Consider the following 24,501-nt stretch of genomic DNA (forward strand, 5'->3'; position numbering starts at 1 on the left):
TTGGCAAAGCACCCCCCTGCTTGCGCTAATGTATGTGTCGCAGCGAACGCGCGCCGCCCGGCGATCACGCAGGCAGGTACGTTCGAGGCGAAGAGGCGATCCTCCGTAGCTCAATTGGCAGAGCAGCCGGCTGTTAACCGGCAGGTTACTGGTTCGAGTCCAGTCGGGGGAGCCAATCCTCCGTAGCTCAATTGGCAGAGCAGCCGGCTGTTAACCGGCAGGTTACTGGTTCGAGTCCAGTCGGGGGAGCAGCCGGAGAGGGCCCCAGACGGGGTCCTTTTTCGTCTGCGGTGCCGCCTTCTCCTCTCTCCGTCCGCCGTCCTGCGCCGGACCGGATCTCGGTGCTGCCGGTACGGACTTCCCGCGGCCGGCGGCGTTCTCCTTGACACCGCGTCATCTGCCCGCCTGCGGCGCCGGCATGCCTCCTCGCCGCGTACCCGTACCACCGGTGTGCGCCCGGCCGCGGAGCGTGCGCGCCGGGGGAGGGCGGGGCTTCGGTTGCCGAACCCCGCGGGCCGGGTTCCCATGGAGCCACGGGTCCGGCTCCGGGATTCCCCCTGGCGCGGACCGCCCAGGCGCCGTTGTCCGAGGCGCCGTGCCCTCAGAAGAGGTGACCCGCGGTGAAGCAGCCCGAGGCCCGTTCCACCGGACACACCAGCTGGAAGCGGCTCGCCTTCGTCGCCGTACCCATCGCCCTGCTGTCCGGCATCCTCATCGCGGGGGTCGGGGCCGGTGTGGTCCCGGCGGCCATCGCGGTCTCCACCCAGTCGCTCGCTCTCTCCGGGCAGCAGCTGAAGATCTCCGCCGACAGCCTGAACGGCAGGGGATTCGGGCAGTACGTCGACGTCGACAGCACCGCGCGCGGCGACAAGGCCAGCGCGGTGACCCGTATCGACAAGGCCGACATCCGGGACCTGTGCCAGTCGACGGTGGCGGACCTGCCCGGCGTCGGCAAGGTGACGACGCTGATCCGCGCGGGCCGCGGCGACAAGCCGGTGCACGTCGACGGTCTGGTCATCCGCACCAACAACATCTCCGGCGACGCCGAGTTCCGGGACATCGTCATCGGCAAGGACGCCAACACCTCGAAGCGGATGCGCGGCGCCCCCGACGGCTCCTTCGGCCAGGAGGCCGAGCGGGTCCGCATCACCAAGCTGCGCCAGGACGCCATCGGGGTGCGCGCCGACCTCTTCAAGCTCAGCGGCCTGAAGCTCTCGGTCAAGCGCGGCGACCACTCCTGCTACTGAGCCCGCGCTCCCGCTGATCCCCCGGGCTCCGGGGCCGCTCACCCGCCGCACCTCAGTTTGGGCCGTCACCCGAACCGACCGCCCCGCCTTGCGCTCCGGCGGCCCCTGTGGACGGGTGCTGGACTGAACGGGTCCATTTCCGCCCCGGCGGCTCCCTTCCTCCCTCGATCCCTCCCTGTCCAGTCGTATGTTCCGTTTGCCTGAATGTGTTCACGCAGAGGGCCCACGGTCGACGTCGGACCAGGACCTGGTGGGCATCCGGATCGTCTCCGAGCCCTCGACTGTGGCACCGGCCAGTCCTGGAAAGAGGGAAGACAGAGATGATCAGCGGTCAGGACAGGGCCCCCGCCCCGGGTCGTACGAGATGGCTGCGGCTCGCGGTCGTGATGGTGCCGACGCTCGTGGTCTCCGGCGGCGTCGTCGCCTCGATGGCCACCGGGGCCCTCGCCGCCTCCTTCGGCGTCTCCGCCAATTCGTTCACCGTCTCCGGACAGAGCTTCCAGATCTCCGCGGACAGCCTCTCCGGCAAGGGCTTCCAGCAGTACGGGGTCCTCGACCGGGGCAAGCGCGCCACCTACCCGGAGGCGCTGACCGGGGTCCGCTCGGCGGATCTGCGCAACCTGTGCCAGTCGGTGGTGCAGCAGGTGCCGGTGCTCGGCCCGGTGACGCTCAGCCTGACGGCGGGCACCGGCCGGACCCCCGTGCACGCCGACCGGCTGATCGCGGACGCGCACGACCTCAAGGGCGACGCCTCCTTCAAGAACATCGAGATCGGGCGGGACGCCTCCACCGTCGACGCGGTGCCCGGAGTCGCGGGCCCCGAGGGCGGGTTCGCGCTCCAGTCGGACACCATCGACATCAAGCGGCTGCGCCAGGAGACGAGGTCGGTGAGCGCCGCCACCTTCAAACTGCCCGGACTGCACCTGACCGTGAAGCGGGGCGACCACTCGTGCTTCTGAACCGCGGAGGCGGCGGCCCGGAACGCGAGGGGAACCCGCGCGGCGCACCGGCCCCGGAGAGCGGCCGGTCCGAAAAGGGCTGGGGACCGCGGCCGGAGCCCGAGGCACCGCCGGGCAGGCGCTCCTTCCGGCAGTGGCGGCGGACCCGGCCCTTCTGGGCGGGGCTGTGGACGCTGCTCGCCGGGGTGGAGCTGCTCTCCATCCCGATGGCACCGCTCGGCCTGCTCGTCCACGAGGGCGTCGCCGGGATCTCGGGCCTGCTGATGGGGCTCTTCCTGGTCGTGCTCGGGCTGACGCTGTGGCTGGCCCCCGGCTACCGCATGTTCGCGGGCATCGCCGTCCTGATCTTCGCGGTGGCCTCGCTGATCCTCTCCAACCTCGGCGGCTTCCTCATCGGCTTCGTCCTCGGCGTGCTCGGCGGCGCGATGGCGGTCAGCTGGGTGCCGGACGGGGAGCACCGCACCCGGGACCGGCAGCGCTGGAACCGCCGCAAGGGCTGGACGCTGATCGACACCCGCAAGTCCGCGGCGGACGGCGGGAGTCCGGCCGAGGGCCCGGAGGCTCCCGGGGAGGGGGACGGCGGCGGAGGCAGCAGGCGCCCGCCCGCCGATCCGGACAGCCCCCGCCCCGGCGGCGCCACCGCGGCCCGCGCCCCGGGCACCGCCGAGGAGCCCGACTCCACCCTGGAGCTCCCGCCGGTGACCGAGGGCCCCGGCCCGGACGCCGGGCCCGCCGCGGCACCCTCCGCGGCCGGGTCCGCCGAGGCCGCCCCGTCCCGCTGAGCGAGCGGCGCCCGCGGCGGTGGCGGCCGCGCGAGGCGGAGAACGCCGGGGAGGAAGGATCCGCTGCCGGACGGCCGAGTCCGGGGCGCAGTACGGCAGTCCGGTCGGCCGGGGAGTCCTCCCGGGGCCCGGCCACGCGAGTGAGCGGAGGCGAGACGGGTGGGTAGGAGCGCTGCGCGCAAGGCCGCCGGTACGGGACAGCGGGCCGGCCGTCAGGGGAGCGCGCGCCTCGGTGCGCTGGCCCGCTTCCCCCGGACCGGCATCGGCGCCCTCGGTGTGCTCCCGGCGGGGGCCCTGCTCGCCACCGGGGTGCAGGCGCCGGTACCGGCTGCGCCGCCGCAACCGGCCCGCAGCAGCGCGCAGAAGCCGCTGGGCCTCACCGAAGTCGCCGCGCACCAGGCCGAGTCGGTGTGTTCACTGCTCGACGGGCTCCGGCTCGCCACGGGCGGCGCCCCGTACGGCCAGGGCCTCGGTGTCTCGCTCGGCCGCACCGCCCGCCGGGGAGCGGAAGGACCCGGGGCGGACGGCGGAGCCGCACCGCAGGGGCCGGACGCCGGGAAGAAGGAACCGGGCGGCAAGGGCGGGCGGGAGAAGCGGCACGGCGCGGGGGAGCGCGCGTCCGCGCGCAACGAGGTCGGCGTGCACCTCGGGCTCTCCCTGCGCCACGAGGGCAACCACCCCTCCGTACTCCCGGAACCGCGGACCCCGAGCCCCGCCGCGCAGCCCGCGCCGCCGCCCACCGCCGCGGAACCCGGCCCGCCTCCACCACAACCGGCGTACGAACCCGCGCCGCCGCCGCGCAAGAAGGGCCTGCTCGGCAAGGTCACCGGGCTGCTCGGCCTGAACAGCAGGGACGGTGGACAGGAGCAGGGCGGGGCACCCGGCGGTCCGCCGCCGGGCGGGTATCCGCAGGCGCAGCCCGGGCCGCCGGAGGGCGAGGGGGCGCCGGCCGCCGAGGACCACGGGGGGTCTTCGCAGCCGGAGTCGCAGCCCGAGCAGGACCGGTCCCGGGGTGCTCGCGGCTCCGAGGGCAAGGGCGACCGTAAGCCCGGCGGAGGCGGAGGCGGGCACCCGCCGGAGGGCGGGGACGGCAGCAAGGGGAAGCACGGTCGGGGCGGCGATCACCCGGGCCACGGGGACGGCAAGGGTCACAAGGGCGGCGAGGGCGGCGGCCACCACGGGGCCGAGGACAAGGCCGAGGACGGCAGCGACAAGGGCCGGAAGAGCAATGACCGGGACGGCAAGGCTCGGGACGGCAAGGACCGCGAGGACAGGGACCGCGACAAGGGCAAGGACGGCGACAAGGCCGAGGGCGGAGGCAAGGACGGCGAGTCCGAGGACGGTCAAGACGCCCGCCGCCCCTCGCAGTTGACCGTCCCGCTGCCGCCCCTCGCGGGCGGTGGCGGAGGGAATCTCCTCTCCCCCTCCTCCCCTCTGTCGTCCTTGCTGCCGCTGAACCTCAAGATCGGTCCCGGTGGCCAGAAGTCCCCCTGGTGTCTGCCCGACCTCTCGCTCGGCCTGGGCGGCGGCGGGCTCGGCGGGGCCGCGCTGCCGGAGCGTACGGCCGTGTGGCCCGCGGCGGTGCGGACGCCGCTGCTCGTCCTCACCGGGCTGACGTACCACGGCATCCGGGAGGTGGAGACCGCGGCGGGCCCGCGCCGGGTGCTGGCCTTCACCGCCTTCCGGCTCGACATCAACGACCTCCAGCAGGACCAGTCGCTGGTCGGCGCCAAGTGCCCCGGGGAGGACGGGTTCCGGGAGCCGCGGCGCCCGGACTACCGCGGGCTGCCCGGGCTGCGGCTGCCGCTGCTCGACATCGGGCTGCCCGGCATTGGCCGGGTGCCGCGCGACAGCCCCAATCCGTTCCCGGACTGCCTGGGCACCCTGCGGACCGAGGACGGCGAGGGCAGCACCTCGACGGCGACCGGTGAACCGGTGCTGCTGCTCACCCAGTTGCTCAGCGGCAACCTGCTCGGGCTGCTGCCGATCACCTTCACCCCCGACATGCCCCCGCCGCTGCCGCCCGGCCTGACCCTGCCGATCCCGATCTTCTTCACCGATGTCATTGCGCACAACCAGCTGCTCCGCACGGACAGTCTGACCATTCCCGGTCTGCACCAGTCGGTGTTCGGACCGGGCGAGCTGCCCGGCCACGAGGAGCCCGCAACGCGGTGAGGACGGCCGTCCGGCAGGCCCTTCGGACAGCGCGGGCGCCCGGTGTGCGGCTCGTGCCCCTCCCGGACCTGCGGCGGGACTGCCGTCTGCCGGCGGAAGGAGCGGGAGGCGCAATTCGGTACGCTCCCAGGTGACTTCGGGGAGCCGACAGGATCTGCGCTGCCGTCGGCAGGGAGAGAGTCCGCCATGCGCAGGGCACCTCCGGCCGGCCCTTTCCGGCCGCTGAGGCCCGGGGGAACAGGCGTGCGTATCCGGCCCATTCGTGGCCGCCGCTGTTCGCTTCCGGGCGTTCCCGTGCCCGGTCCCGGACGCGCGCTTGCGCGATCCGGCTTCCTCCCAAGTCGACCGGCTACTACCCGATCCTGACCGCCCTCGAATGCGCCGCCCCCTGCACCGACTTCCACCACCGGCTGAACCAACTCCCCGCCGGTGTACGCAAGGACCTCGGTCTCAAGGGCGAAGCGGCGTGGAGATCGCTCGATCTGGCCGACGGCCGGACCGCGCTCACCCATGACGCCACCGAGGTGCTCTACCGCGCGGCCACGGCCGGCGGGCACCCCCGGAACAGAGCGGAGACCTGGGCCGACCTGCGCCGGCAGAAGGTGAGCGGGCCGGCGACCGGCACCATCGACTCCACCGGCATCGCCGCCCACCGTCCCCGCAAGGGATACGGCATCACCCTCCTGCAGATCGGCCACGGGAAGGACGGGAGCAACACGGCCACCGTGAAGTTCCGCCGCGCGGCGGGCAGTACCGACAAGCCGGCCCCGCGAGCTGACCGCCCGGTGGAGCGCCCGGCCGGGTGCGCCGGGGCTGCCCAGCGCACCGCCGGTTTCGCCCCGCGCGGCGTGGGCAGTAAGCAGGCGCTCCGGGACGGCACCTGCCGTCCCGTTGCCTTTCTCGCGCTGACCCGCACTTTCCGTTCTCCTGAGGGAGTGGTTCATGACCCAGAGCCCTGCGGGGACACCGGCCGCACCGGACTCTCCGCCTCCGTTCCGCAACTACGTCGAGGCAGTCCTGGAAGCGCTCGCCGCCGACCCCGGCCGCACCGTCCTCACCGATCCGGACGGGTGCCGCACCACCGCCGGGACCCTGTACGAGGACGTGTACCGCACAGCGGCCGAACTGGCCGCGCGGGGCGTGGGCCGGGGCAGCACCCTGGCTGTCCTGTCGGGCAACCGGCCGGAGGCGCTGGTCACCCGCTACGCGGCGAACCTGCTCGGCGCCCGGGTCGCCTTCCTGCACGAGGTCATCCACACCCAGCTCGCCCCGGAGGTCGTGGCGCGCATCGGGCGGAGCGTCGGCACCACCCTGTGGCTGATCGACCCGGCACTGCGGGACCTGGCCGGCAGCCTGCTGTCCCAGCAGGACCTGGCGCCCGTGCTCTTCCTCGGTCCAGGCGGGCCCGGGGGACCGGAAGAGGACCTCGCCGCCTGCGCCGCCCGCCGCCCCGGCACACCGGTCGCGAGCGCCGCCCGGCCCGAGGACGACTGGTGCATCCGGATGACCGGCGGGAGCACCGGAACCCCCAAGAACGTCTGCGTGACCTTCGAGAAGTACCTGAGAGTCGTCACCGACCGCGCCGCCCTGATGCGTTCCCGCCCGCCCCGCCCCGGCGAGGACGGCGAGGCCCTCTGCTTCCTCGCCTGCGCCTCCATCGCCCACTCCGCGGGGACCACCGTGGACGGCGTCCTGCTGGCGGGCGGACGGGTGGTCCTGCACCGCGGCTTCGACCCTGGCGCCGTGCTCGACACCATCGAGCGGGAGCGGGTCACCGACGTCTGGCTGCTCTCGCCCATGCTGGGACAGGTGCTCGACCACCCCCGCGCCGGCACGGCCGGCACCGGAAGCCTGCGCTGGCTCGGCTACGGCGGGCACCTGCTGTCCCCGGCCCGCGCGGAACGCGCCGCGGAGGTCTTCGGCCCGGTGCTCCACGGCTGGTACGGGCAGACCGAGGTCGGCCTGATCTGTGAGGCCGGGCCGCATGAGCACCGGCGGATCGGCCGGATGGGCCAGATCACCGCGGGCCGCCCGATACCCGGGGTGGAACTCGTGGTCCGCGACGCCGCGGGCCGACCGCTGCCCGTGGGAGAGGTCGGAGAGATCCGGGTGCGGTCCTGGCAGCTCATGAGCGGCTACTGGGAGCAGCCCGCGCTCAGCGCCGAGGTGCTGAGCGACGGCTGGCTGCGGACCGGGGACGCGGGCTACCTCGACGAGGAGGGCTACCTCTTCCTCTGCGGCCGCTACAAGGAGGTGATCAAGCTCGCCGGGAGCCACCAGGTCTTCCCCGCGGAACTGGAGGGCTTCCTGCTGACCCACCCCGACGTGGAGGAGTGCATGGTGTTCGGCGTCCGCCGCCCGGACGACGCCGAGGAGGTGCACGCCGCGATCGTCCCGGCACCCGGCCGCACCCTGGACCCGGCCGTGATCCGCGAGTTCGTGACCTCCCGCAAGGGCCCCCTCTACGCGCCGAGCGAGCTGCACCTGCTCCCCGAGATGCCGCTGAACGCGGTCGGCAAGCCCGACAAGAAGCAGGTCCAGGACCGCCTCGGCCTGACCCGCGCCAGCGTCACCGTCTACTGACCCGCACCCGCCACCCGTCCGCGGGCCACCCCCGGCCCGGCTACCCTCCCCACGAAGCTGTGGGGGTGTGCCGGGTCCGGGAACACGGCCGGGCGGCGAGAGCCTCCGCCGGCCTGCGCTCGTGCTCGGGCTTCCCACCCCCCTCGGGCAGCCACAGCGTCTTCCGGCGGGGAGAGCCGACCCTGTCCCGGTCGTTCTCCGATCGCCGGTGAGCCCTCTGCCCGATCCCTCGCTCGGCCTGGGCAGCGGTGGGCTCGGCGGGGCCGCGCTGCCGGAGCGTACGGCCGTGTGGCCCCGACATGCCCCCGCCGCTGCCGCCCGGCCTGACGCTGCCGATCCCGATCTTCTCCACCGATGTCCTCGCGCACAACCAGCTGCTCCGCACCGACAGTCTGACCGTTCCCGGTCTGCACCAGTCGGTGTTCGGACCGGGCGAGCTGCCCGGCGGCGCGGAGCGGTGACCTGCGCGCTCGGCGGCGCGGGCGGACAATCCGGGCACTCGGCGCGTGGCGGGAAACCGAACGGCGTTCTGTGGCGGGATTGTTGCCAAGGGGCGGAAAGGAGCGGAGCGGGAATTCGGTACGCTCCCGGGTGACTTCGGGGAACAGGCAGGATCCGCGCTGCCGCCAACAGGGGATGGTTCGTCATGAGCAGTGCACCTTCGGCCGATCTCTTCCAGCCGCTGAAGGAAGACGACCCGGCCGTTGTCGGCGGCTACCGTCTCGCGGCCGTGCTGGGCGCGGGCGGCATGGGCAAGGTGTACCTCACGTACACGCCCGGCGGGCGGCCCATCGCGCTGAAGGTCATCCGGCCCGAGTTCAGTGAGGACCCGGAGTTCCGGCGCCGCTTCCAGCAGGAGGTGCACGCCGCGCAGCGGGTGCAGGGCCTGTACACGGCGCCCGTCATCGACTGCGACACCGAGGGCGCGCAGCCCTGGCTCGCCACCGCCTACGTACCGGGCCCCTCCCTGGCCCACGCCGTCTCCCGGCACGGCGGACTGCCGCTGCGCAGCGTGCTGTTGCTGACGGTCGGCGTCGCGGAGGCGCTGCACGTCATCCACGGCGCGGGCATCGTCCACCGCGACCTGAAGCCCGCCAACGTCCTGCTCGCCTCCGACGGGCCCCGCGTCATCGACTTCGGCATCGCCCGTGCCGCCGACGCCACCGCGCTCACCGGCAACGGCGTCACCGTCGGCACCCCGTCCTTCATGGCGCCGGAACAGGCGGCGGCCGGTACGGTCACGCCCGCGACGGACATCTTCGCGCTCGGCCAGATCGCGGCCTACGCGGCGATCGGCGCGCCCGCCTACGGTGACGGCCCCTCGCACGCGGTGCTCTACCGGATCGTGCACGAGGAGCCCGACCTCAGCAGGCTGCCCGCGGAGCTGCGGCCGCTGGTGACCCGCTGCCTCAGCCGCGACCCGGCGGACCGGCCCACGCTGCCCGAGGTCATCGAGCTGTGCCACGAGCTCTCGCCCACCCCGCTCCGGCAGGGCGAGGACTGGCTGCCGCAGGCGGTCGCCGGTTCCATCACCGAGCGGCTGAGGCTGCCCGAGCCGGCCAAGACCCCGCCGCCGCAGCCCACCGCCCCGCCGACCCCGACCGAGCACTCCCCGCACACCCCGCCGCCGGGCGGCGCCAGTCCGTACGCGCCCACCGGTTTCGGCCCGCCCTCCGCGCCGACCCAGACCGCGGGGTCCGCCCCGGGCATGATGCCGCCGGGGTACCGCACCCCGCCGCCGACGCCCGCGCCGGGCTATCACACCCCGCCGCCGGTGAACCACGGCACCCCGCCGCCCTTCAACAACGGCGGCTTCGTGCCCACCCCGCCGCCGGTGATCGGCGGGCCGCAGCCCTGGGGCATGCCGCCGCAGCCGAAGAAGCGCAGGTCGGGGCTGATCGTCGCGGCCTCGATCGTGGGCGCCATCGTGGTCCTCGCGGTCATCGGCGCGCTGGTGCCCGACGACTCCGAGAAGGACGACGCCAAGTCGCCCGGTACCAGCAGCTCCGGCGGCGGCTCCTCCGACGGCGGCTCCTCGGGCGGCAAGGACCGGCCGGACCCGAAGCCGGTCTCGTACCAGGGCATCGACATCACCGACAACTACTACGTGATGCTCGCCGACGCCCCGCCGAACCCGATCGACGGCGAGGACAGCGGCGCGAGCTACAGCGGCGGAGACCTCTTCTACGACTACAGCGACGGCGCGGACCTGGAGAACCGTCTGGGCACCGACAACGGCAAGCTGGTGCTGCTGAACAACTCGCAGAAGGGCTCCCTCGAAACCTGCCGCGGGGAGACCCGCTACACCGAGGAGATCGGCCTCGACCAGCTCACCAACGGCTCGCAGATCTGCGTGATGAGCAACTCGGGCCATGTCGCGGTGGCCACCTACCGGGGCAAGTCGGGGGCCAACGACCCGAGCAGGTACCTCACCCTCGACCTCACGATCTGGCGCAACGCCGAGCCGCCGAAGGACGACGAGTAGAAGACGGCGGTCAGTGAGCCGACATCCATGTGCCCTGTGGGTCCCATGAGTTGACGAGTCGGCGAGTGGCGGACGAGTAGGATCGGCGGATCGGCGGCGAGCGGTTTCGGGCGCTGTCCTGGCGCTGCCCAGCGGCGGCCCGGTACGGGGAACTCATCTCCGTACCGGGCCCGTTGCGCGTCCCGCGGGGCCGTCTCCGCTGCTGACTCGGCCCAACTCCAGCCGTTCGCCGGTCGGTTGTGCAACTCTCCCTGTCCCTCGGCCTGTTGTACGGCCCCTCGTCGGCGTATCCGCTTTGATGACCTCAAGTGAGGTTAGGCTTGCCTATGTTGAGCCGCGGGTGCGGGTCGGCTCCCTGCCGCCTGCGCCCGGGATGCTCGACGACTCGCAGGCAGACTTTCGAAGGGGAGAGCGCGCATGGCAACGGGAGAAGCGGAGCGGGGAGCGGCCGGGGCGCCGGGTGCCGAGGTGCCCCAGCCGGGCAGCGTCGTGCAGGTGATGTTCGGGGCGATGGCGGCCCGGACGGTGTACACCGCCGTGGAGTTGGGGATCGCCGACCTCATCGGCGAGGGGGAGAGCACGCCGGAGGCGGTCGCCGAGGGCTGCAAGGCCGAACCGCGGTCCGTACACCGGCTGTTGCGCGCCCTCACGGCGCTCGGACTGCTCCAGGAGCGGCGGCAGGGCGTCTTCGCGCTCACCGCGACCGGCGCCCTGCTCGGCACCTCGCGCCCCGACTCGCTGGCCGCCTTCGTGCGGATGTTCGCCGATCCGGTGATGCTGCGCGCCTGGGACCACCTGGGCGACAGCGTGCGCAGCGGCGAACCCTCCTTCGACGCGGTGTTCGGCACCGACTTCTTCTCGCACCTGAAGCAACACCCCGCGCTCTCCGCCCAGTTCAACGCCTCCATGAGCCAGGGCTCGCGGCTGGCGGCGGCCGTGCTGCCGGGCGCCTACGACTTCGGGCGGTTCCGGACCGTGGTCGACGTCGGCGGCGGTGACGGCACGCTGCTCGCCGCGATCCTGCGGGAGAACCCCGGCCTGCGCGGCGTGGTCTACGACACCGAGGAGGGGCTCGCCCAGGCCGCCGAGACCTTCGCGCGCGCGGGCGTGGCCGACCGCGCCTCCTGTGTGGCGGGCGACTTCTTCTCCTTCGCGCCCGAGGGCGGCGACCTCTATCTGCTCAAGAGCGTCGTGCACGACTGGAACGACGAGCAGTGCACGCGGATACTCGGCCACTGCCGGGCCGTGCTGCCGCCCGAGGGCCGACTGCTGCTCGTCGAGCCGACGCTGCCCGCGGTGGTCCCGCCGGACGCCCCGCCCCTGATGTACCTCAGCGATCTGAACATGCTGGTGAACCTCGGCGGCCGGGAGCGCACCGAGGAGGACTTCACCGCGCTCTGCCGCGCGGCGGGCTTCCAGGCCCCGGTGTTCCGTCAGCTCCCGCCGCCGCAGGCCTTCCGGCTGATCGAGGCGGCCCCGGCCGAATAGGACCCGGTGGGGGAGGGGCCCGCCCTCCCCACCCGGCTCAGGCCGTCCCAGTCACGCGTTCCAGGCGGCCCACGTCCGCGCAGCTCAGCACCCCTTTTCGTGTTCCAGCGTCCCCAACAGCCCGGCTTTCCTGGCTTCTGGAACGGATCACACCCCAAGCTCGGATCAGCCGGGCACCGCGCCCCTCGGCACTCCGAGGGGCGCGGTGCCCGGGGACGCGCTCAGGGAGGGGACCCGGATGGACCGCAGGCTCGAACGGCCGCTGTGCGGCAGGGAAGAGAAGACACTGCCGCTCGACGAACGGCAGCGCAGGCTCATCTCCCTGCTGATCGCCGGCCACACGGACGCCAGTGCCGCCCACCGCCTCGGGGTCAGCCCCCGTACCGTGACCAACATCCTCCGCTCCCTGATGGACGCCCTCGGCGTCGACAACCGCTTCCAGCTGGGCATCGCCCTCGGCCGCCGCATGCGCACACCCGCGGCACCGAGGCCGGGGGCGCAGCACGGGGTGCCCGGGCAGCGGGGCATGCCCGCGGGGCAGCGTGCGGTGCCGGTGGCGCCGGGGCGGCGGCCTCGGTCGTAGGGAGCGCGTAGGGAGTACGTAGGGAGTGGGACTCGGACCGGCGGCCGACGCGTCCTGGTCGAGCAGCCGTCCTCGGCAGCCCACTCGCCGCCCCGGAATCACCATGAATGGTCTGAACAATGGCCGGTAGTCGTCTGACGTGCCGTCAGTGCCCTCCGGGAATCTGACAGGGTCCCCGCCTGCCGCGGCGGTCACCACACGTGAGGTGAGCCGAGATGACCACACCCCCACCACGCGCCAGCAGCGCCCGCGGAACCGCAGCGCCCCAGTACCGCCAGGTCGCGGGTCCGCGGGCCGCCCGTGCGCGGGCACGGACGCGCCTCGGGGCGGCATGAGCCCCGATCCCGCCCCGGTTCCCACGCCGCCGAGCTGGTTCAGCCGCCTGCGCAGCGGTGCCGCGCGCCGGATCGGCCGAGGCTGGCGCTTTGCCTGGCACCCTGCCTCGCACGCGACGGCGACCCTGAGCATCCTGACCGTGGTCCTGGGCAGCTTCACCACCGCGCTGTCCACCGGCCTGTGGGGGGAGATCTTCCCGCCCGATTCACCGCCCGCGGCCCAGCCCTGCCCCGGGAAGGGGTGCGAGGGCAAGAATCCGCAGCGGACCGGCGGCTGCACCGCGGACGCGGTGACCTACCAGCGCAAGGACCACAACCCGGCCACGCTGCATTTCCGTTACTCCCGGCGGTGCGGCGCGGTGTGGGCGCGGATCACCAGCGCCGAAGTGGGCGACGAGGTCACTGTGTCCTCCACCGACGGCGGCGCGCAGAGCGCGGTGGTGGGGTCCCACCACGACCAGTTCACGCCCATGGTCGTGGTCGGCAAGACCTTCGAGGTGCGAGCGTGCGCGGTGCCGAGCGTCGCCCAGAGCCGCAAGGGCACCTGGGAGAAGTACTGCTTCACCGCGACCGAGGAGGCGCCGTGGTCGTAGGCCAGGGCACAGGGCGCCTGTTGCCTGCATCGTTCTCAACGGTGAGGACTCGTGGAAGGTGCCCCTTCATCCAGGAGAGCCCGGACGGTTCGGCCCCGCGTCCACTGCGTGCACTGCGGGTCCACTCGATCTTGGTGCGAACGGCTGAACGGGGAGTGCCCTCGCAGAGTGGCGACCCCACTCCCGCGTTTCCGTAGGGAGAAACGGTTCTCGGACGGAACCTTGCGGTGGGGCGGGTGGGACTCGAACCCACGGCCGACGGATTATGAGTCTGCGGGCACTTCGTACGGTCTCGTCTGCTCTCGACTTTCTCGTCTGCTCTCGTCTGCTAATGCCCAGGTCAAGCGCCATGCATGGTCGACAGCGGCTCTCCGCTTGTTCGGTCTCGTTTGGTCTGATCCGGTCTCGTTGGGTGGCGTTGGGGCCAGCAGCGGGCCAGCAGGAAGGCCCCTGACCTTGCAGGTCAGGGGCCCTCGCGGTGCAGCTTCCAGCATAGCGCTCACGGCTGCGAGGGCGACGCCTCCGTGCGTGGCTTGCGCGCCCGCGGCACTATGGCCGCCGCCCTCTCCGCGATCTCCAGATCGACCTCTGCGAGGAGGCTCGTGTACGTGTCCGAGGCGAGCTTGATCGTGGAGTGCCGGAGCACCTCCTTGATGGCGTGGAGATCGCCGCCGCCCGCGTGAATGAGCGTGGCCGCGCAGTGCCGCAGGTCTCGCAGATTGATCGGAGGAAGATCGGCCCGCGCCTGAATGCGGCGGAACTCGTCCGAGACCTGCTCGGGATGCAGCCATGTCCCGTCGAGGTCAACGAACTCCTTGCCTGTCTCCGCCCAGTCCGCCGTGGCCTTGCCCGCGGCGCGCTCTTGAGCGGCCCGCGCGTTCCAGGCCTCTCGCTCGGTCGCCTTGCGTGCTCGGTGCTCACGCAGGACTGCGACGTTGACCGAGTCGAGGGCGATTGTCGCCGCCGCACCGTCTGTCTTCGGGGTGTCCTCGAACGGCACCCAGCCGTCAACGATGATCTCTTTGGAGATCGTGATGGTCTGCCCGTCCAGGTCGACGTTCGCCTCGTCCTGCCCGACCCCTTCACCGCGCCGGAGGCCCCGGAAGGCGATCAGATGGAAGAAGGCGTAGAGCCTGCTCTTCTCGGCCTCATCCAGGAACGCGCCGATCTGCTGCGGAGTCCAGACCATCACCGCGGACGGCTTCTCGCCGGTCTTCCGCCAGCGCTCTACATGCTGGTCGGTCCACAGCACCGCCTTCGGCCGCTTCCCGCTCGCCAACTCGACGTGCGCGGCCGGGTTGAAGGTGATGAGCTGCCGCCGGATCGCCGCGTTCAGGGCGGTGCGCAGCGTGGCCCGTATCCGCTGCTTGGTCGCGGGCCCGGTCACGTTCCGATAGGGCGGCAACTGGGCCAGCCGCTCGCGCTCGACCGCCAAGCGCGCCGACTCGGCAGCAGGGGGCCGAGAGTTCTTCCCCCACCGGCACCGCTCCTCCTGTTCCCGGCGGGCCTGGTTCTCCGCCCGGACGACCTCGTTGTTGTCGTCGATCCGGTCGAAGAACTCCTGAGCGTGGCCGACGTTGAAGCGGTCGAGGCGGTAGTGCCCCACGCCAGGCTTCAGGTGGACGCGGATGTGAGAGCGGTACCCGTTCGTCGTGGTCGTCTTCGTCTTCTTCGAGGCCACCCAGGTATCGAGCCACTCGCCGACCGTCATCGCACCGTCGAGTGGTACGCCGACGCCGATGCGGCGCGACACTTCGGCGGCCTCAGGGATGGAGAGCCGTTCACGCATCACGTTCTGGAGCAGGTCCCCGACCCGGCGCGCTGCATCCTCGTCGTCACCGACCAGGTCGAGGATGCTCTGAAGCTTGGTCAGGTCCTGCTGGGCGTCGGTCACGGTCGCATAGCCTGTGCGGCGGAACGGCCGGCGCTTGCCATCCGCGTCGAGCGGTAGCTCTTGACGCAGTTGCACCGCGCCGTGCGCCTTCTTGGCAAGCTGCGGACAGGCCTTGCCCAGCAACTTGCCGTCTGCCCCGCGGCACTCGCATCTCTTGCTGATACCGCCCGCCCGACGAGTCGGCATGCCTACCCCCTGGGGTCTCCTTCGGCGGCCGGGGCCGCGGTGACGCCGGGCACCCACAGCCCGGTCTCGATGAGGTGCTCAAGGGACCTGTTCAGGGCGTCGAGCAGCTCCTCGGACATGTGTCCCTTGCGGGCGACCATGACGGTGGTCCCGTCCTCTCCCATGACGGGAATGAGGACGTGGCCGTCCGGGAGATCGTCCCGGAGAACCCACCGCGCTTTCGGGCTGCGCTCCATGCGCCGTCACCTCGCACTACCGTTCGAATGTGTGCCTAGTGTCCCCCGTCCGAGTGGAAAGGGGGGCAGGTGAGTCATGATCGCACCCTGATGTCCCGCAACACTACTGTTTGTTGACGTCAACTACCTTCTGTAATTATTGCGCCCTACCTATGGCCAACGGTCACTCGTCATCCGGTGGGAGTACGGAGTCGAGGAAGCGCATCAGTTGCTCTCGCTGCTCGTCCGTCATGCGCTCCATGCGGCGAACGTAGGCGCGTGCATGGCCGGACTCGGACCAAACGGGCTCGACACCGTGGAACTGCTGGCCTGCGGCATCCTGCAAGAGTTCCAAGTCCAACTCGGCTGCCGCGGCCAGGGCTCGCAGCTCCGGGAGCTGGGGCGGGGTGATCGGCTTGCCGCTTTCCAGGCGGTGCAGCCAGCTGCTCGTAATCTGCGTCTCGGTCTCTGGGTCAACGGCTCGCGCCGCGAAGTTCGCTAGGGACAGGCCCAGTTGGGCCCGGCGCTCTCGGATCAGGTCGGCGAACTGGGTGCGGGGGGTGTCGGACATGGCCGTCATCCTGCCACTCGCCTCCTGTAAGGGACGTTCAAGGGTTCTACGCGTCATCGGCTCTAACCCGCCTGCTCAGAGGGCCTGTTCATTTCACTACCTGAACGGATTGTTCAGCAAGTCGAGCGCAGTGGCTAGGTCGCACAGGCGCACTGACTGAATCCCCCGCAACACCTCCGTTTCACTCACTGAACGTTTCGTTCATCCAGTGCTACGCTCAACGCGTTCCACTCGATGAATGAATCACTCAGCGAGGAAAACGTGAACGAGTCCTCCCCTGCGCCCGAGCGCGCATACACCCTGGTCAGCGGGGACCTACTCCGCACACTCATGAAGCGCACCGGCACCGGCGAACGGCTCACCGTTCGCGGCCTGGCCCTTCGCGCGGACCTCAGCAACGGCACCATCAGCGGGTTGTGCACCGGCGCGCAGCGCACGTTGCCCGCCGCCAAGGCCGAGCGCCTCGCCGAGGTGATCGGCGTGGACGTCCTCGTGCTGTTCATTCCCGGCGGGCGGGCCGCCCGCGCTGCGGCCGCGATCCCGACCCCGCGGGCGGTGCCCGCATGAGCCGCACTGCCCTCGCCCCGGAGGAGGTCCTTGCCCTCCCCGCGATGCCGACCGCCCGGCAGGCCTTCGACGCTCTGAACATCTCCGCCGACCTCGGATATCGCCTGATCAAGGACGGCGAGTTCCCCCTCAAGGTCCTGGAGTTCGGCCGCGGCCGCGCCCTGCGAGTCCGTCGCCATGAACTCCTCACCTTCCTCGGCCTGGCCGAGAACGCAGACGGCGCCGGGGCTGCCACCGCCCCGACGCCGCACGCCGAGCAGACCCCCGACACTGCGAAGTAGAAGAGAGCCCGCTCATGACCACCGTATCTGCGGAGAGGCCTGCCGAGCGCCCCGCGCTCGCCGCCCGCCTTCTGTCCGAGCCGCTGCCCCAGCTCCTCGCCGACCTCGGCGCCGAGATCACCGAGGTTGCCGACATGGCCGCCGGGTTCGTCGGTATCGCCGCCGTCGATCAGGGCCGCATCTCGATCTTCCTGGCGCCCGGCTTCGACCGCGAGGGGCGCGACAGCCTCGCCCGCCTGCTCCTCGCCGACCTCACCGGCGTCGACCTCGCGCCCCCGTCGATTCTCCAGTTCACCACCATCTACGGAGGCCGGGCATGAGCACCGCCGCCGACACCAAGGCCGTTGACCGCGCCGAGATCCTCGCCGCCCTCGACGCGTGGGGCCAAGGCGGCGCCCCGGCCGTAGTCGAGTTCGTCGCCTTCGTGGCCGGTCTGGTCCGAGACAGCGACGATCCCCGCGGGGTCCTCGACCGCGTGCACCGGGTCATCGGCCAAGACGAGGTCCGCAGGCTCGCCGCCCACCACTGCCTGACCGTCCTGACCGCAGACGGTCCGAACTCCGGCCTGCTCGGCGGGCGCGCCCTGGTCTGCGAGCGGCTCCTCATCGTCCCGCCCGGCCAGCACCCCGCGGACACCCTCGCCGACCTCCGCGCCCACCTCGCCCGGCTTGCCGACGTCGCTGAGCCCGCGCGTGCCCTCCCGCAGATCGCCATCGCCTGCGCCACCTGCGGCGCCCGGCCCGGCGACCTCTGCACCAGCCACAGCGGCACCCGGCCCCGCCGCCACAACACCCACCAGACCCGCACCCAGGAATGGACGCGGGTGCGCGCCCAGCTCGGCCAGGTGACGACTCCGTGAGCACCCTCACCTTCGAGCAGATCATCAAGGGCTGGCAGGCCCACGAGCAGGCGCAGTCGCTCACCGCCCTCGTACGGGTGCCCTCCATGGTCATCGAGCCCGCGCGCAGCGGCCGGTGTGCCTGGTGCGTGTGCGACCTCGCCGCCGACCCGGAGCACGCCGGGCCATGCTCCGGCTGCCCCCGGGACGCCGTGGTTGTGCTCACCGTCTACCGCGCCGATGGCCTGGGCCCCGCCGACATCGCCCTGTGCACCGCCCATCAGGACAACGGCGCCGAGTTCATCGCGGCACTCATCGCGGCCGGGGGCTTCCAGTGAGCCGCCCGGACGGGCGAGAGGTCACGGCCCTCCTGGTCGTGGACCTGGAGAACATCCGCGCCCGCTACGAGTGCCTGCGCTGCTCCGGCCGCGAAGGACCCGTATTCGGCACTCGCGCCGTCTCCGAGTTCGTCGCCGCCATCCGCGCGGACCATCCCCAGCGCTGCACCGCACCACAGGAGATCAACCGGTGACCGACGCACAGCCGACCTCGCTCCGGGCCGCCGCCCGCGAGCTGCACGACGCAGGCCTGTGCGTCCTGCCGATCAAAGCGGACGGCACCAAGAGGCCGTCCGTGTCCTGGCTCAGCTACAAGGTCGAGCGGACCACACCTGAGCAGCACGACGGGTGGTTCGGTGGGGACCGCCCTGCCGGTATCGCGGTCGTCTACGGCCAGGTCTCGGGGAACGTCGAGCTGCTGGAGTTCGAGGGCCTCGCGATCCGTGAGGGCCTCCTCGACGCCGTCACCGAGATCATGCAGGATTCCGGCCTCGGCGAGCCCTGGGCGGCGATCCTCAGCGGCTGGGTCACCGAATCACCCTCGGGCGGACGGCACTACCGGGTGCGCGTCGAGGGCGGCGATGTCCCCGGCAACACCAAGCTGGCGTCGCGGCTCGCGCGGCCGGAGGAGTACACGGAGGCGGAGCAGCAGCGCGTTCGGGAGCGACCGGACGCCCGCGTGGTCCGTGTACTGATCGAGACCCGGGGCGAGGGCGGCTACGGCCTGGTCGAGCCGTCCGGCGGCCTGGTGCACGCGTCCGGTCGGCCCTATGCGCGGCTGGCGGGCGGGCCCGGCAACATTCCGGTGCTCGGCGCCGAGGTCGTAGACGCTATCCGGGACGTGTGCCGGATGGTGGACGCCCTCCCGCTGCCCACCGTTGCGAAGACCGCACCCCGACCGGCACCGCCCCGGCCTGACGGCAGCCTGCGACCCGGCGACGACTACGAGGCCCGGACACCGTGGGACGAAGTCCTCCGGGGCGTCTTCCGGCCGCTGCACACCAGGGGCAGCGAGACCTACTGGGGGTGGGCGGACGGGGTCGGCGGGGTCAAAGCCACCACCGGCAAGAACGACGCCGACCGGCTGTACGTGTTCGCCACCGGCTCGGAGTTCCAGGCGGAAGTCCCCTACAGCAAGTTCACGGCCTACGCGCTGCTGCACCACGGCGGCGACCACAGGGCAGCCGCCCGCGCGCTCGGCGCCCAGGGGTTCGGGAGCCGCCACCTGGCCTCAGTCGGTGCACCTCAGGGCAGCGGCCCGGGCACTCCGGCTCCCGAGGCGGCGCCCGTCTCAGACCGGATGTCGGATGCCGGGCCGGCCGAAGTCGCGGACAAGGGCGGGTTCGGCTACGACACCGCCTTCGGCCTCCCCGCCACGGTGCGCACCCCCTTCGGCTACCGCGTCACCACCGCGGGGGTCGAGGTCCTCAACCAGACCGGCGAGAGCTGGAACCGAGTCACCTTCGCGCCCCTCGCGGTCACCGCGACGTTCGAGGACCCCGAAGGCGACCAGTACGTAGAGCTGTCGTGGATCGACCGCTCCTTGGGCCACCCCCGCAAGATCTCGCGCATCGTCAGCCGCGAGACGGCGAAGCGGGGCCGCAAGCTCATCGAGAGCCTGGGCGCCGCCGGGCTCCCGGCCATCGAGGGGGACGCCCGGGCCGTCGAGAAGTGGCTCGCCGAGTTCGAGGCCGAGAACGTCCACCGCATCCCCTCCGAGCAACTCGCCCGCTGGCTGGGCTGGCAGGACGACGGCACCTTCGTGTCCTCTCCCGACGACGGCATCAAGGTGGACACCGCCTTCGAGGAGCAGCGCGGCCCCGCCCGGGCGCACACCCGAAAGGGGACCCTGGAGGGCTGGCAGACGACCGTCGCGGGGCTGGCCGCCTTCCCCGTGCCGCGCGTCGCCATCGCCGCCGCGCTCGCCGCCTCGCTGCTCAAGCCGCTCGGGATCAACTCCTTCACCCTCGACATTTCCAGCCGCTCGACGAAGGGCAAGACCACCGCGCTCCAGTGCGCCCTGTCGGTGTGGGCCGACCCGTCCGAGCACGCGTCGGCCATGAACAACTGGCGCACCACGCTGTACGCAATCGAGAAGCGGCTGAACCTGGTGCGCGGCATCGTCACCGTCTTCGACGAAACCATGGCCGTCACGGACGACTCGCTGATTGACGAGGTCCTCTACCAACTCCCGATGAACCACGGCAAAGCCCGGTCGGGCGGCGCCTTCGGCAACATGCTGCCCTGGGAAACCATCCTGCTGTCCTCGGGCGAGCGGCCCGCGCTGTCGTTCACGACCAGCCAGGGCGCCGCGGCCCGCATCCTCGGCACCACAAGCCCCCCCTTCGGCGACAAGGGCGGAGAGGCCGCCGCAGCGGCCCGCGAGGGCGTACTCGCCCACCACGGGCACGCCGGGCCGGAGTTCATCCGCTACATCCTCAGCGGCCTCGCCCAGCCCAACGGGCAAGAGGCTCTGCGCAGGCGGCACCGCGAGCTGGTGGACGAGTTCCGCGGCGGCGGCGACATGACCAACCGCCGGGCCCCGATGGTGGCCGCGCTCGTGCTGGCCGAGTCACTCGCCTGCGGGCGCGGGCTGCTGCCCTACGAACCCCTCGGCCACGACGTGTGGCGGGGACTGTTCACCGCGCACAACCCGACCGACAACCGCCCGGAGATGGCCCTCGACGTCCTGCGCGAGTACGTAGCGGGACACGCCCACGAACTGTTCAGCGCCGCCCGCAAACACCTGGACGAGCGGGCCCCGTACTCGGGGTGGCTCGGGGTCCTGTCGAGCGACCAGGGCGTCATGAGAGTCGCCCTCCTGCCGGAGCGGGCCCGCAAGATCCTGGCGGACGCCGGTTACTCGCTGGACGCTGTGGTCGGCAGCTGGGTGGACGCCGGGTACCTCGAAACCCTCAAGAGCCAGCGGCCCGCGCACCTGGTACCCCGCAGGTTCGACGGCGCCCGCGCCAAATGCCTTGCCTTCACGCCCGAGGGCATCGGGTTCGGCGAGCAGGACGAGGCGGCATGAGCACCGCCCCGTCGCCGGTACGCACCCCGTGCGTACCACCCCGTCGCCAGCATCGCCGCAGCTCAGAGCCACATCAAGGCCCATGGGCGCGGCGGTACGCGGCGGCTCGGAAATGGCACCCCTCGGGGGCGTGCGCCTGCGCGGGCGTGCGCGTGCGCCTGCGCGGGTGCGCACGCACACATAGACCCCTGTCTGTTCCTGCGTACCTGCGTACCACTGCTCTGAGAGACAGACATAAGAGCAGGTCAGAGGCGCTGTTGCCCCGGTACGCAGCCGGTACGCACCCGGTACGCAGTGCGTACCGCCCCTCTCCCCTCTCCACCGGATCGAGATCGAGGTGCTCCGTGTCCTTCACCCCCCGCCCCTACCAGCTCGACGCCATCGAGGCGTTGCGCCGAGGCTGGGCTGACGGCCCCAACCGCCTGGCCGTTGTCCTGCCGACCGGCGCCGGGAAGACCGTGGTTTTCTCCCACCTGGTGCACCGGATGCTCGACCAGCTCGGCGGACACCGCGCCCTCGTCATCGCGCACCGCGAGGAACTCCTCGCCCAGGCCGCCGCCAAGCTCCGGGCCGTCGACCCGCAGCTGCGCGTCGGCATCGTCAAGGCCGAGCGCGACGAGCACCAGGACGCCGATGTGATCGTGGCCAGTGTCCAGACTCTGGCCGTCCTGAAGCGCCGCGAGGCCATCCGCGACATCGGCCTGATCATCGTGGACGAGTGCCACCATGCCGCCGCCCGCACCTACATGGAGGTCCTCGATTACTTCGGCGCCTGGAACGGAGTGCCCACCGCCGGGTTCACCGCCACGATGACCCGCACAGACGGGGGACTGGCCGAGGTCTGGGAAGAGGTCGTGTTCACCCTCGACATCCTCGACATGATCACGGACGGGTACCTGTGCGACGTCCGCGGCAAGCGCATCACGGTCGACACCCTGAACCTCGACACGGTCCGCACCCGCAACGGGGACCTGGTCGAGGGCCAGTTGGGCAAGGCACTGGAGGACTCCGGCGCCCTGGAGGCCATCGCCGGGGCCTACCGCGACCACGCGGCCGACCGGCCGGGCGTCGTCTTCACGCCGACCGTGGCCACCGCCAAGGCGGCCGCCGCGGCGCTTCGGGCCGTGGGCATCACCGCCGCGCCGGTCTGGGGCGACATGCCCCGCGACGACCGCCGAGCCGCCCTCGCCCAGTTCGAGGCCGGAGACGTCCAGGTCCTCACCAACTGCATGGTCCTCACCGAAGGATTCGACGCCCCACACACCTCCTGCATCGTCATCGCCCGCCCCACCAAGAGCCCCGGTCTGTACGTACAGATGGCCGGGCGCGGCCTGAGGCCGGCACCCGGGAAGCGGGACGCCCTCCTCCTCGACGTCATGGGCGCCTCGACCCGCCACAAGCTCGCTTCCCTGGTCGACCTCACCGGCCGGGAACTCGCCCAGCCCGAAGAGGGCAAGAGCCTGCGCGAGGCCGCCGAGGAGGCGGTGCGCACCGAGCAGCGCCGCGCGCTCGCTGCCCGGATCGAGTGGGAAGAGGTTCAGCTCTTCGGGGAGTCGGCGTTCCGCTGGCTGCGCACCGAGGCGGGCACCTGGTTCCTGTCCCTGCGGCAAGGCGAGTTCCTGTTCCTGGAACGTCAGCCGGACTCCCGGCTGTACCGGGTACGCCGGTGGAGCCAGAGCGAGGGCGTGCAGTCCCCGGCCCGGGACACGGCCCGCCCGCTCACCGAGTCGATGGAGTGGGTGGAGCAGCAGGCCCGCGCCCTCGCCCCGGCCGCCTTCGTCGCACGCGAGGCCCGCTGGCGGCAGGGCCCGCCCAGCAGCAAGCAGCGCGGCCTCGCGCGCTACCGCGGCATCGCGGTCCCCAAGAGAGCGACCGCGGGCGACCTGTCCGACCTGCTCGACATCCAGCGCGTGAGCACCGTCCTCGGCGCCCTCACCGAAACCGCAGCTGCTTGACCGTCCGGGCCTGTCGCTATCAGGCCCGGACGTCCACCCATCACACACCACGGAGGACACCGATGACCAACGCCGACTACGCCCTGCCCGACCTCGCGGAGCAGGCCGCCGATGACCTCGCGGCCGAGGGCGCGCACGTCCACCTCGTCAGCAATGGCGACGCCATCTGCCACTCCGGCCACTGCGCCGAAGGTGAGGGCCGATGAGACTGCCCGCTGACTGGTCCGCCTCCCGCGCCTCCGGCTGGTTCAGCCTCCACCACCTGACGCACGACCCGTGCGGCTGGACCTCGCGCATGGCCTACGACCTGTGGGCCGAGCGGGGCCCGTTCGGAGAGGCCGACGCCCGGCAGGTCGTCTACGGCCACAGCTGCGAGGAGGCCGACCGTGGCTGATGCCCCCAACTTCGTGCCGCTCGCCTGCGGGCTGTGCGAGCAGCCCCTCTCTGAGGGCTACCTCTGCGAGGGCTGCACCGCGGCCAGCGCTCGCCGACTGGCCCGTCTGCCTGGCCTGTACGACGCCCTCGCCGCGTACCTGCACCCCTCCGGCCGCCGTCCCGAACTCGGTCGCACCCGGGCGGCCGAGGCGCCGTTGCCGGTGGCCGAGGCGCCGCTGTCTCTGCGGGGCCCTGGCGGCATTGTCGGGGTCCTGGAGGACTGGCGTGCGGCCATGCAGGCGGACCGCGGCTGGGGCCCGCCCGCCGTCGAGCGGGCCTCGGTCGAGCGCAGGGTGCAGGTCGCCGCCCGGGCGCTCGGCCACAACCTCGACTGGATCGCCGGGCAGTGGCCCGCGGCCGGGCAGTTCGCCGCCGAGATGCGCGACCTGGAGCGGCAGGTGCTCAGCGTCGTGGACCCGCCCGAGCCGACGATGCGACTGGGTACCTGTCCAGCCGAGTACGAAGACGGCACGGTGTGCGGTGCGGTGCTCCGAGTGCCACGCGGCACGGCCACGGTGGAGTGCCGGTGGTGCGGCACCCCCTACCCGGAGAGCACGTGGCTGTCCCTCGCCGCGCTCCAATCGAGCGCCGCGTGAGGGCTTGTATCAAACCCCCGGGTTCGATACGGTCGCGCTCGTGACTGTGAAGTCCTGGATGGACCGGGTCCGCGAGGAGGAACAGCTGTTGGAGCAGCTCAACCTCCTCGCGTCCGAAGCCGCCACACGAAGAGCCCAAGCGCTGGAAGAAGGCGTGCGGGAACTCGGCAACAGGGCCGAGGTCGCTCGCGCACTCGGCCGGAGCTGGACCGCAGTCGACAAGGCGCTGCGGAAGCAGGACCGCAAGACAACAACCGAATAGCGCGAGGGCCGGGCAGCAGCTCGCAGGTGTTGGAGCACCTGCGGCGATCGCACCGCCCGACCCTCTACCGACAACCGTCCTGATCTGAGCAGGAGGTGCGGC

25 protein-coding genes and 2 tRNA genes are annotated in these 24,501 nt (G+C 72.1%); 24 read left to right on the forward strand and 3 right to left on the reverse strand.

Features of this window, described 5'->3' with window-relative positions; genetic code table 11:
- The first annotated feature begins 99 nt into the window (after positions 1-99).
- The 12 genes from MID12_RS23880 (at position 100) to MID12_RS23935 (ending at position 13,230) form a co-directional block, all read left to right on the forward strand.
- Positions 100-175 (forward strand) — tRNA-Asn (locus tag MID12_RS23880).
- A gap of 1 nt (position 176) precedes the next feature.
- Positions 177-249: transfer RNA gene (locus MID12_RS23885), tRNA-Asn, on the forward strand.
- Positions 250-620: 371 nt separating this feature from the next.
- On the forward strand, positions 621-1,247 hold the full coding sequence (locus MID12_RS23890) for a DUF6230 family protein (RefSeq protein ID WP_263170622.1): 627 nt from the start codon (positions 621-623) through the stop codon (positions 1,245-1,247).
- Positions 1,248-1,567: 320 nt separating this feature from the next.
- Positions 1,568-2,206: a DUF6230 family protein gene (locus tag MID12_RS23895; protein ID WP_168540781.1), complete on the forward strand. Its 639-nt coding sequence runs from the start codon at positions 1,568-1,570 to the stop codon at positions 2,204-2,206.
- Positions 2,197-2,988: a DUF6114 domain-containing protein gene (locus MID12_RS23900; protein ID WP_263170623.1), complete on the forward strand. Its 792-nt coding sequence runs from the start codon at positions 2,197-2,199 to the stop codon at positions 2,986-2,988. The genes MID12_RS23895 and MID12_RS23900 overlap by 10 nt, the downstream gene beginning before the upstream one ends.
- A 159-nt stretch (positions 2,989-3,147) precedes the next feature.
- Positions 3,148-5,163: a hypothetical protein gene (locus tag MID12_RS23905; RefSeq protein ID WP_263170624.1), complete on the forward strand. Its 2,016-nt coding sequence runs from the start codon at positions 3,148-3,150 to the stop codon at positions 5,161-5,163.
- A gap of 942 nt (positions 5,164-6,105) precedes the next feature.
- A complete protein-coding gene (locus MID12_RS23910) occupies positions 6,106-7,746 on the forward strand; it encodes an AMP-binding protein (RefSeq protein WP_263170626.1) in 1,641 nt (546 codons plus the stop codon).
- Positions 7,747-8,045: 299 nt separating this feature from the next.
- The gene (locus MID12_RS23915) at positions 8,046-8,207 is read left to right on the forward strand and encodes a hypothetical protein (RefSeq protein WP_263170628.1); all 162 of its coding nucleotides are present in this window, start codon (positions 8,046-8,048) and stop codon (positions 8,205-8,207) included.
- 185 nt (positions 8,208-8,392) lie between these two features.
- Positions 8,393-10,231: a serine/threonine protein kinase gene (locus tag MID12_RS23920; protein ID WP_040253890.1), complete on the forward strand. Its 1,839-nt coding sequence runs from the start codon at positions 8,393-8,395 to the stop codon at positions 10,229-10,231.
- Between the two features lie 417 nt (positions 10,232-10,648).
- Positions 10,649-11,719 carry a methyltransferase gene (locus MID12_RS23925; RefSeq protein WP_317633406.1) on the forward strand — a complete coding sequence of 357 codons (1,071 nt, stop codon included), beginning with the start codon at positions 10,649-10,651 and terminating at the stop codon, positions 11,717-11,719.
- Between the two features lie 238 nt (positions 11,720-11,957).
- Positions 11,958-12,302 carry a helix-turn-helix domain-containing protein gene (locus tag MID12_RS23930; protein WP_263170629.1) on the forward strand — a complete coding sequence of 115 codons (345 nt, stop codon included), beginning with the start codon at positions 11,958-11,960 and terminating at the stop codon, positions 12,300-12,302.
- 331 nt (positions 12,303-12,633) lie between these two features.
- Positions 12,634-13,230 (forward strand): YjfA family protein, encoded by a 597-nt coding sequence (locus MID12_RS23935; protein WP_263170631.1) that lies wholly within the window; start codon positions 12,634-12,636, stop codon positions 13,228-13,230.
- Positions 13,231-13,729: 499 nt separating this feature from the next.
- Here the strand turns inward: MID12_RS23935 and xerC are convergent, their stop codons facing one another.
- From xerC to MID12_RS23950, 3 genes are all read right to left on the reverse strand, one after another.
- Complete coding sequence (xerC, locus tag MID12_RS23940) at positions 13,730-15,310, reverse strand: tyrosine recombinase XerC (protein WP_263170633.1); 1,581 nt, start codon at positions 15,308-15,310, stop codon at positions 13,730-13,732.
- 2 nt (positions 15,311-15,312) lie between these two features.
- Positions 15,313-15,474, reverse strand: a complete 162-nt coding sequence (locus tag MID12_RS23945) for a hypothetical protein (protein ID WP_263170634.1) — start codon at positions 15,472-15,474, stop codon at positions 15,313-15,315.
- 235 nt (positions 15,475-15,709) lie between these two features.
- On the reverse strand, positions 15,710-16,096 hold the full coding sequence (locus tag MID12_RS23950) for a helix-turn-helix domain-containing protein (RefSeq protein ID WP_263170635.1): 387 nt from the start codon (positions 16,094-16,096) through the stop codon (positions 15,710-15,712).
- A 330-nt stretch (positions 16,097-16,426) separates the two neighbouring features.
- On the opposite strand from MID12_RS23950, the gene MID12_RS23955 reads away from it, so the two are divergent.
- The 12 genes from MID12_RS23955 (at position 16,427) to MID12_RS24010 (ending at position 24,399) form a co-directional block, all read left to right on the forward strand.
- The gene (locus MID12_RS23955) at positions 16,427-16,663 is read left to right on the forward strand and encodes a helix-turn-helix domain-containing protein (RefSeq protein WP_263170636.1); all 237 of its coding nucleotides are present in this window, start codon (positions 16,427-16,429) and stop codon (positions 16,661-16,663) included.
- Positions 16,660-16,944: a helix-turn-helix domain-containing protein gene (locus MID12_RS23960; protein ID WP_263170638.1), complete on the forward strand. Its 285-nt coding sequence runs from the start codon at positions 16,660-16,662 to the stop codon at positions 16,942-16,944. The genes MID12_RS23955 and MID12_RS23960 overlap by 4 nt, the downstream gene beginning before the upstream one ends.
- A 14-nt stretch (positions 16,945-16,958) precedes the next feature.
- A complete protein-coding gene (locus tag MID12_RS23965) occupies positions 16,959-17,264 on the forward strand; it encodes a hypothetical protein (RefSeq protein ID WP_263170640.1) in 306 nt (101 codons plus the stop codon).
- The gene (locus MID12_RS23970; RefSeq protein ID WP_263170642.1) at positions 17,261-17,803 is read left to right on the forward strand and encodes a hypothetical protein; all 543 of its coding nucleotides are present in this window, start codon (positions 17,261-17,263) and stop codon (positions 17,801-17,803) included. Before MID12_RS23965 ends, MID12_RS23970 begins: the two co-directional genes overlap by 4 nt.
- Entirely contained in the window at positions 17,800-18,120 is a 321-nt protein-coding gene (locus MID12_RS23975) for a hypothetical protein (protein WP_263170644.1), read from the forward strand. Before MID12_RS23970 ends, MID12_RS23975 begins: the two co-directional genes overlap by 4 nt.
- The gene (locus MID12_RS23980; RefSeq protein WP_263170646.1) at positions 18,117-18,314 is read left to right on the forward strand and encodes a hypothetical protein; all 198 of its coding nucleotides are present in this window, start codon (positions 18,117-18,119) and stop codon (positions 18,312-18,314) included. Before MID12_RS23975 ends, MID12_RS23980 begins: the two co-directional genes overlap by 4 nt.
- Positions 18,311-21,151 (forward strand): DUF927 domain-containing protein, encoded by a 2,841-nt coding sequence (locus MID12_RS23985; protein ID WP_263170647.1) that lies wholly within the window; start codon positions 18,311-18,313, stop codon positions 21,149-21,151. Before MID12_RS23980 ends, MID12_RS23985 begins: the two co-directional genes overlap by 4 nt.
- Positions 21,152-21,495: 344 nt before the next feature.
- Positions 21,496-23,106, forward strand: a complete 1,611-nt coding sequence (locus MID12_RS23990; RefSeq protein ID WP_263170648.1) for a DEAD/DEAH box helicase — start codon at positions 21,496-21,498, stop codon at positions 23,104-23,106.
- Positions 23,107-23,168: 62 nt separating this feature from the next.
- Positions 23,169-23,312: a hypothetical protein gene (locus MID12_RS23995; RefSeq protein ID WP_263170650.1), complete on the forward strand. Its 144-nt coding sequence runs from the start codon at positions 23,169-23,171 to the stop codon at positions 23,310-23,312.
- The gene (locus MID12_RS24000; protein ID WP_263170651.1) at positions 23,309-23,500 is read left to right on the forward strand and encodes a hypothetical protein; all 192 of its coding nucleotides are present in this window, start codon (positions 23,309-23,311) and stop codon (positions 23,498-23,500) included. The genes MID12_RS23995 and MID12_RS24000 overlap by 4 nt, the downstream gene beginning before the upstream one ends.
- Complete coding sequence (locus MID12_RS24005; protein ID WP_263170652.1) at positions 23,493-24,137, forward strand: hypothetical protein; 645 nt, start codon at positions 23,493-23,495, stop codon at positions 24,135-24,137. The genes MID12_RS24000 and MID12_RS24005 overlap by 8 nt, the downstream gene beginning before the upstream one ends.
- A gap of 40 nt (positions 24,138-24,177) precedes the next feature.
- A complete protein-coding gene (locus MID12_RS24010) occupies positions 24,178-24,399 on the forward strand; it encodes a hypothetical protein (protein WP_263170654.1) in 222 nt (73 codons plus the stop codon).
- The last annotated feature ends 102 nt before the right edge of the window (positions 24,400-24,501 follow it).

It is taken from the genome of Streptomyces sp. SCSIO ZS0520, from assembly GCF_025643355.1.
GTDB classification, from domain to species: domain Bacteria; phylum Actinomycetota; class Actinomycetes; order Streptomycetales; family Streptomycetaceae; genus Streptomyces; species Streptomyces physcomitrii.

Excerpts from the sequence above, each read along its gene's own strand:
- MID12_RS23925 (WP_317633406.1), top strand. The coding sequence starts at position 10,649 with ATGGCAACGGGAGAAGCGGAGCGGGGAGCGGCCGGGGCGCCGGGTGCC.
- MID12_RS23995 (WP_263170650.1), top strand. The coding sequence starts at position 23,169 with ATGACCAACGCCGACTACGCCCTGCCCGACCTCGCGGAGCAGGCCGCC.
- MID12_RS23965 (WP_263170640.1), top strand. The coding sequence starts at position 16,959 with ATGACCACCGTATCTGCGGAGAGGCCTGCCGAGCGCCCCGCGCTCGCC.
- MID12_RS23955 (WP_263170636.1), top strand. The coding sequence starts at position 16,427 with ATGAAGCGCACCGGCACCGGCGAACGGCTCACCGTTCGCGGCCTGGCC.
- MID12_RS24000 (WP_263170651.1), top strand. The coding sequence starts at position 23,309 with ATGAGACTGCCCGCTGACTGGTCCGCCTCCCGCGCCTCCGGCTGGTTC.
- MID12_RS23935 (WP_263170631.1), top strand. The coding sequence starts at position 12,634 with ATGAGCCCCGATCCCGCCCCGGTTCCCACGCCGCCGAGCTGGTTCAGC.
- xerC (WP_263170633.1), bottom strand. The coding sequence starts at position 15,310 with ATGCCGACTCGTCGGGCGGGCGGTATCAGCAAGAGATGCGAGTGCCGC.
- MID12_RS23930 (WP_263170629.1), top strand. The coding sequence starts at position 11,958 with ATGGACCGCAGGCTCGAACGGCCGCTGTGCGGCAGGGAAGAGAAGACA.
- MID12_RS23915 (WP_263170628.1), top strand. The coding sequence starts at position 8,046 with ATGCCCCCGCCGCTGCCGCCCGGCCTGACGCTGCCGATCCCGATCTTC.
- MID12_RS23920 (WP_040253890.1), top strand. The coding sequence starts at position 8,393 with ATGAGCAGTGCACCTTCGGCCGATCTCTTCCAGCCGCTGAAGGAAGAC.
- MID12_RS23950 (WP_263170635.1), bottom strand. The coding sequence starts at position 16,096 with ATGTCCGACACCCCCCGCACCCAGTTCGCCGACCTGATCCGAGAGCGC.
- MID12_RS23910 (WP_263170626.1), top strand. The coding sequence starts at position 6,106 with ATGACCCAGAGCCCTGCGGGGACACCGGCCGCACCGGACTCTCCGCCT.
- MID12_RS23960 (WP_263170638.1), top strand. The coding sequence starts at position 16,660 with ATGAGCCGCACTGCCCTCGCCCCGGAGGAGGTCCTTGCCCTCCCCGCG.
- MID12_RS23970 (WP_263170642.1), top strand. The coding sequence starts at position 17,261 with ATGAGCACCGCCGCCGACACCAAGGCCGTTGACCGCGCCGAGATCCTC.
- MID12_RS23945 (WP_263170634.1), bottom strand. The coding sequence starts at position 15,474 with ATGGGAGAGGACGGGACCACCGTCATGGTCGCCCGCAAGGGACACATG.
- MID12_RS23895 (WP_168540781.1), top strand. The coding sequence starts at position 1,568 with ATGATCAGCGGTCAGGACAGGGCCCCCGCCCCGGGTCGTACGAGATGG.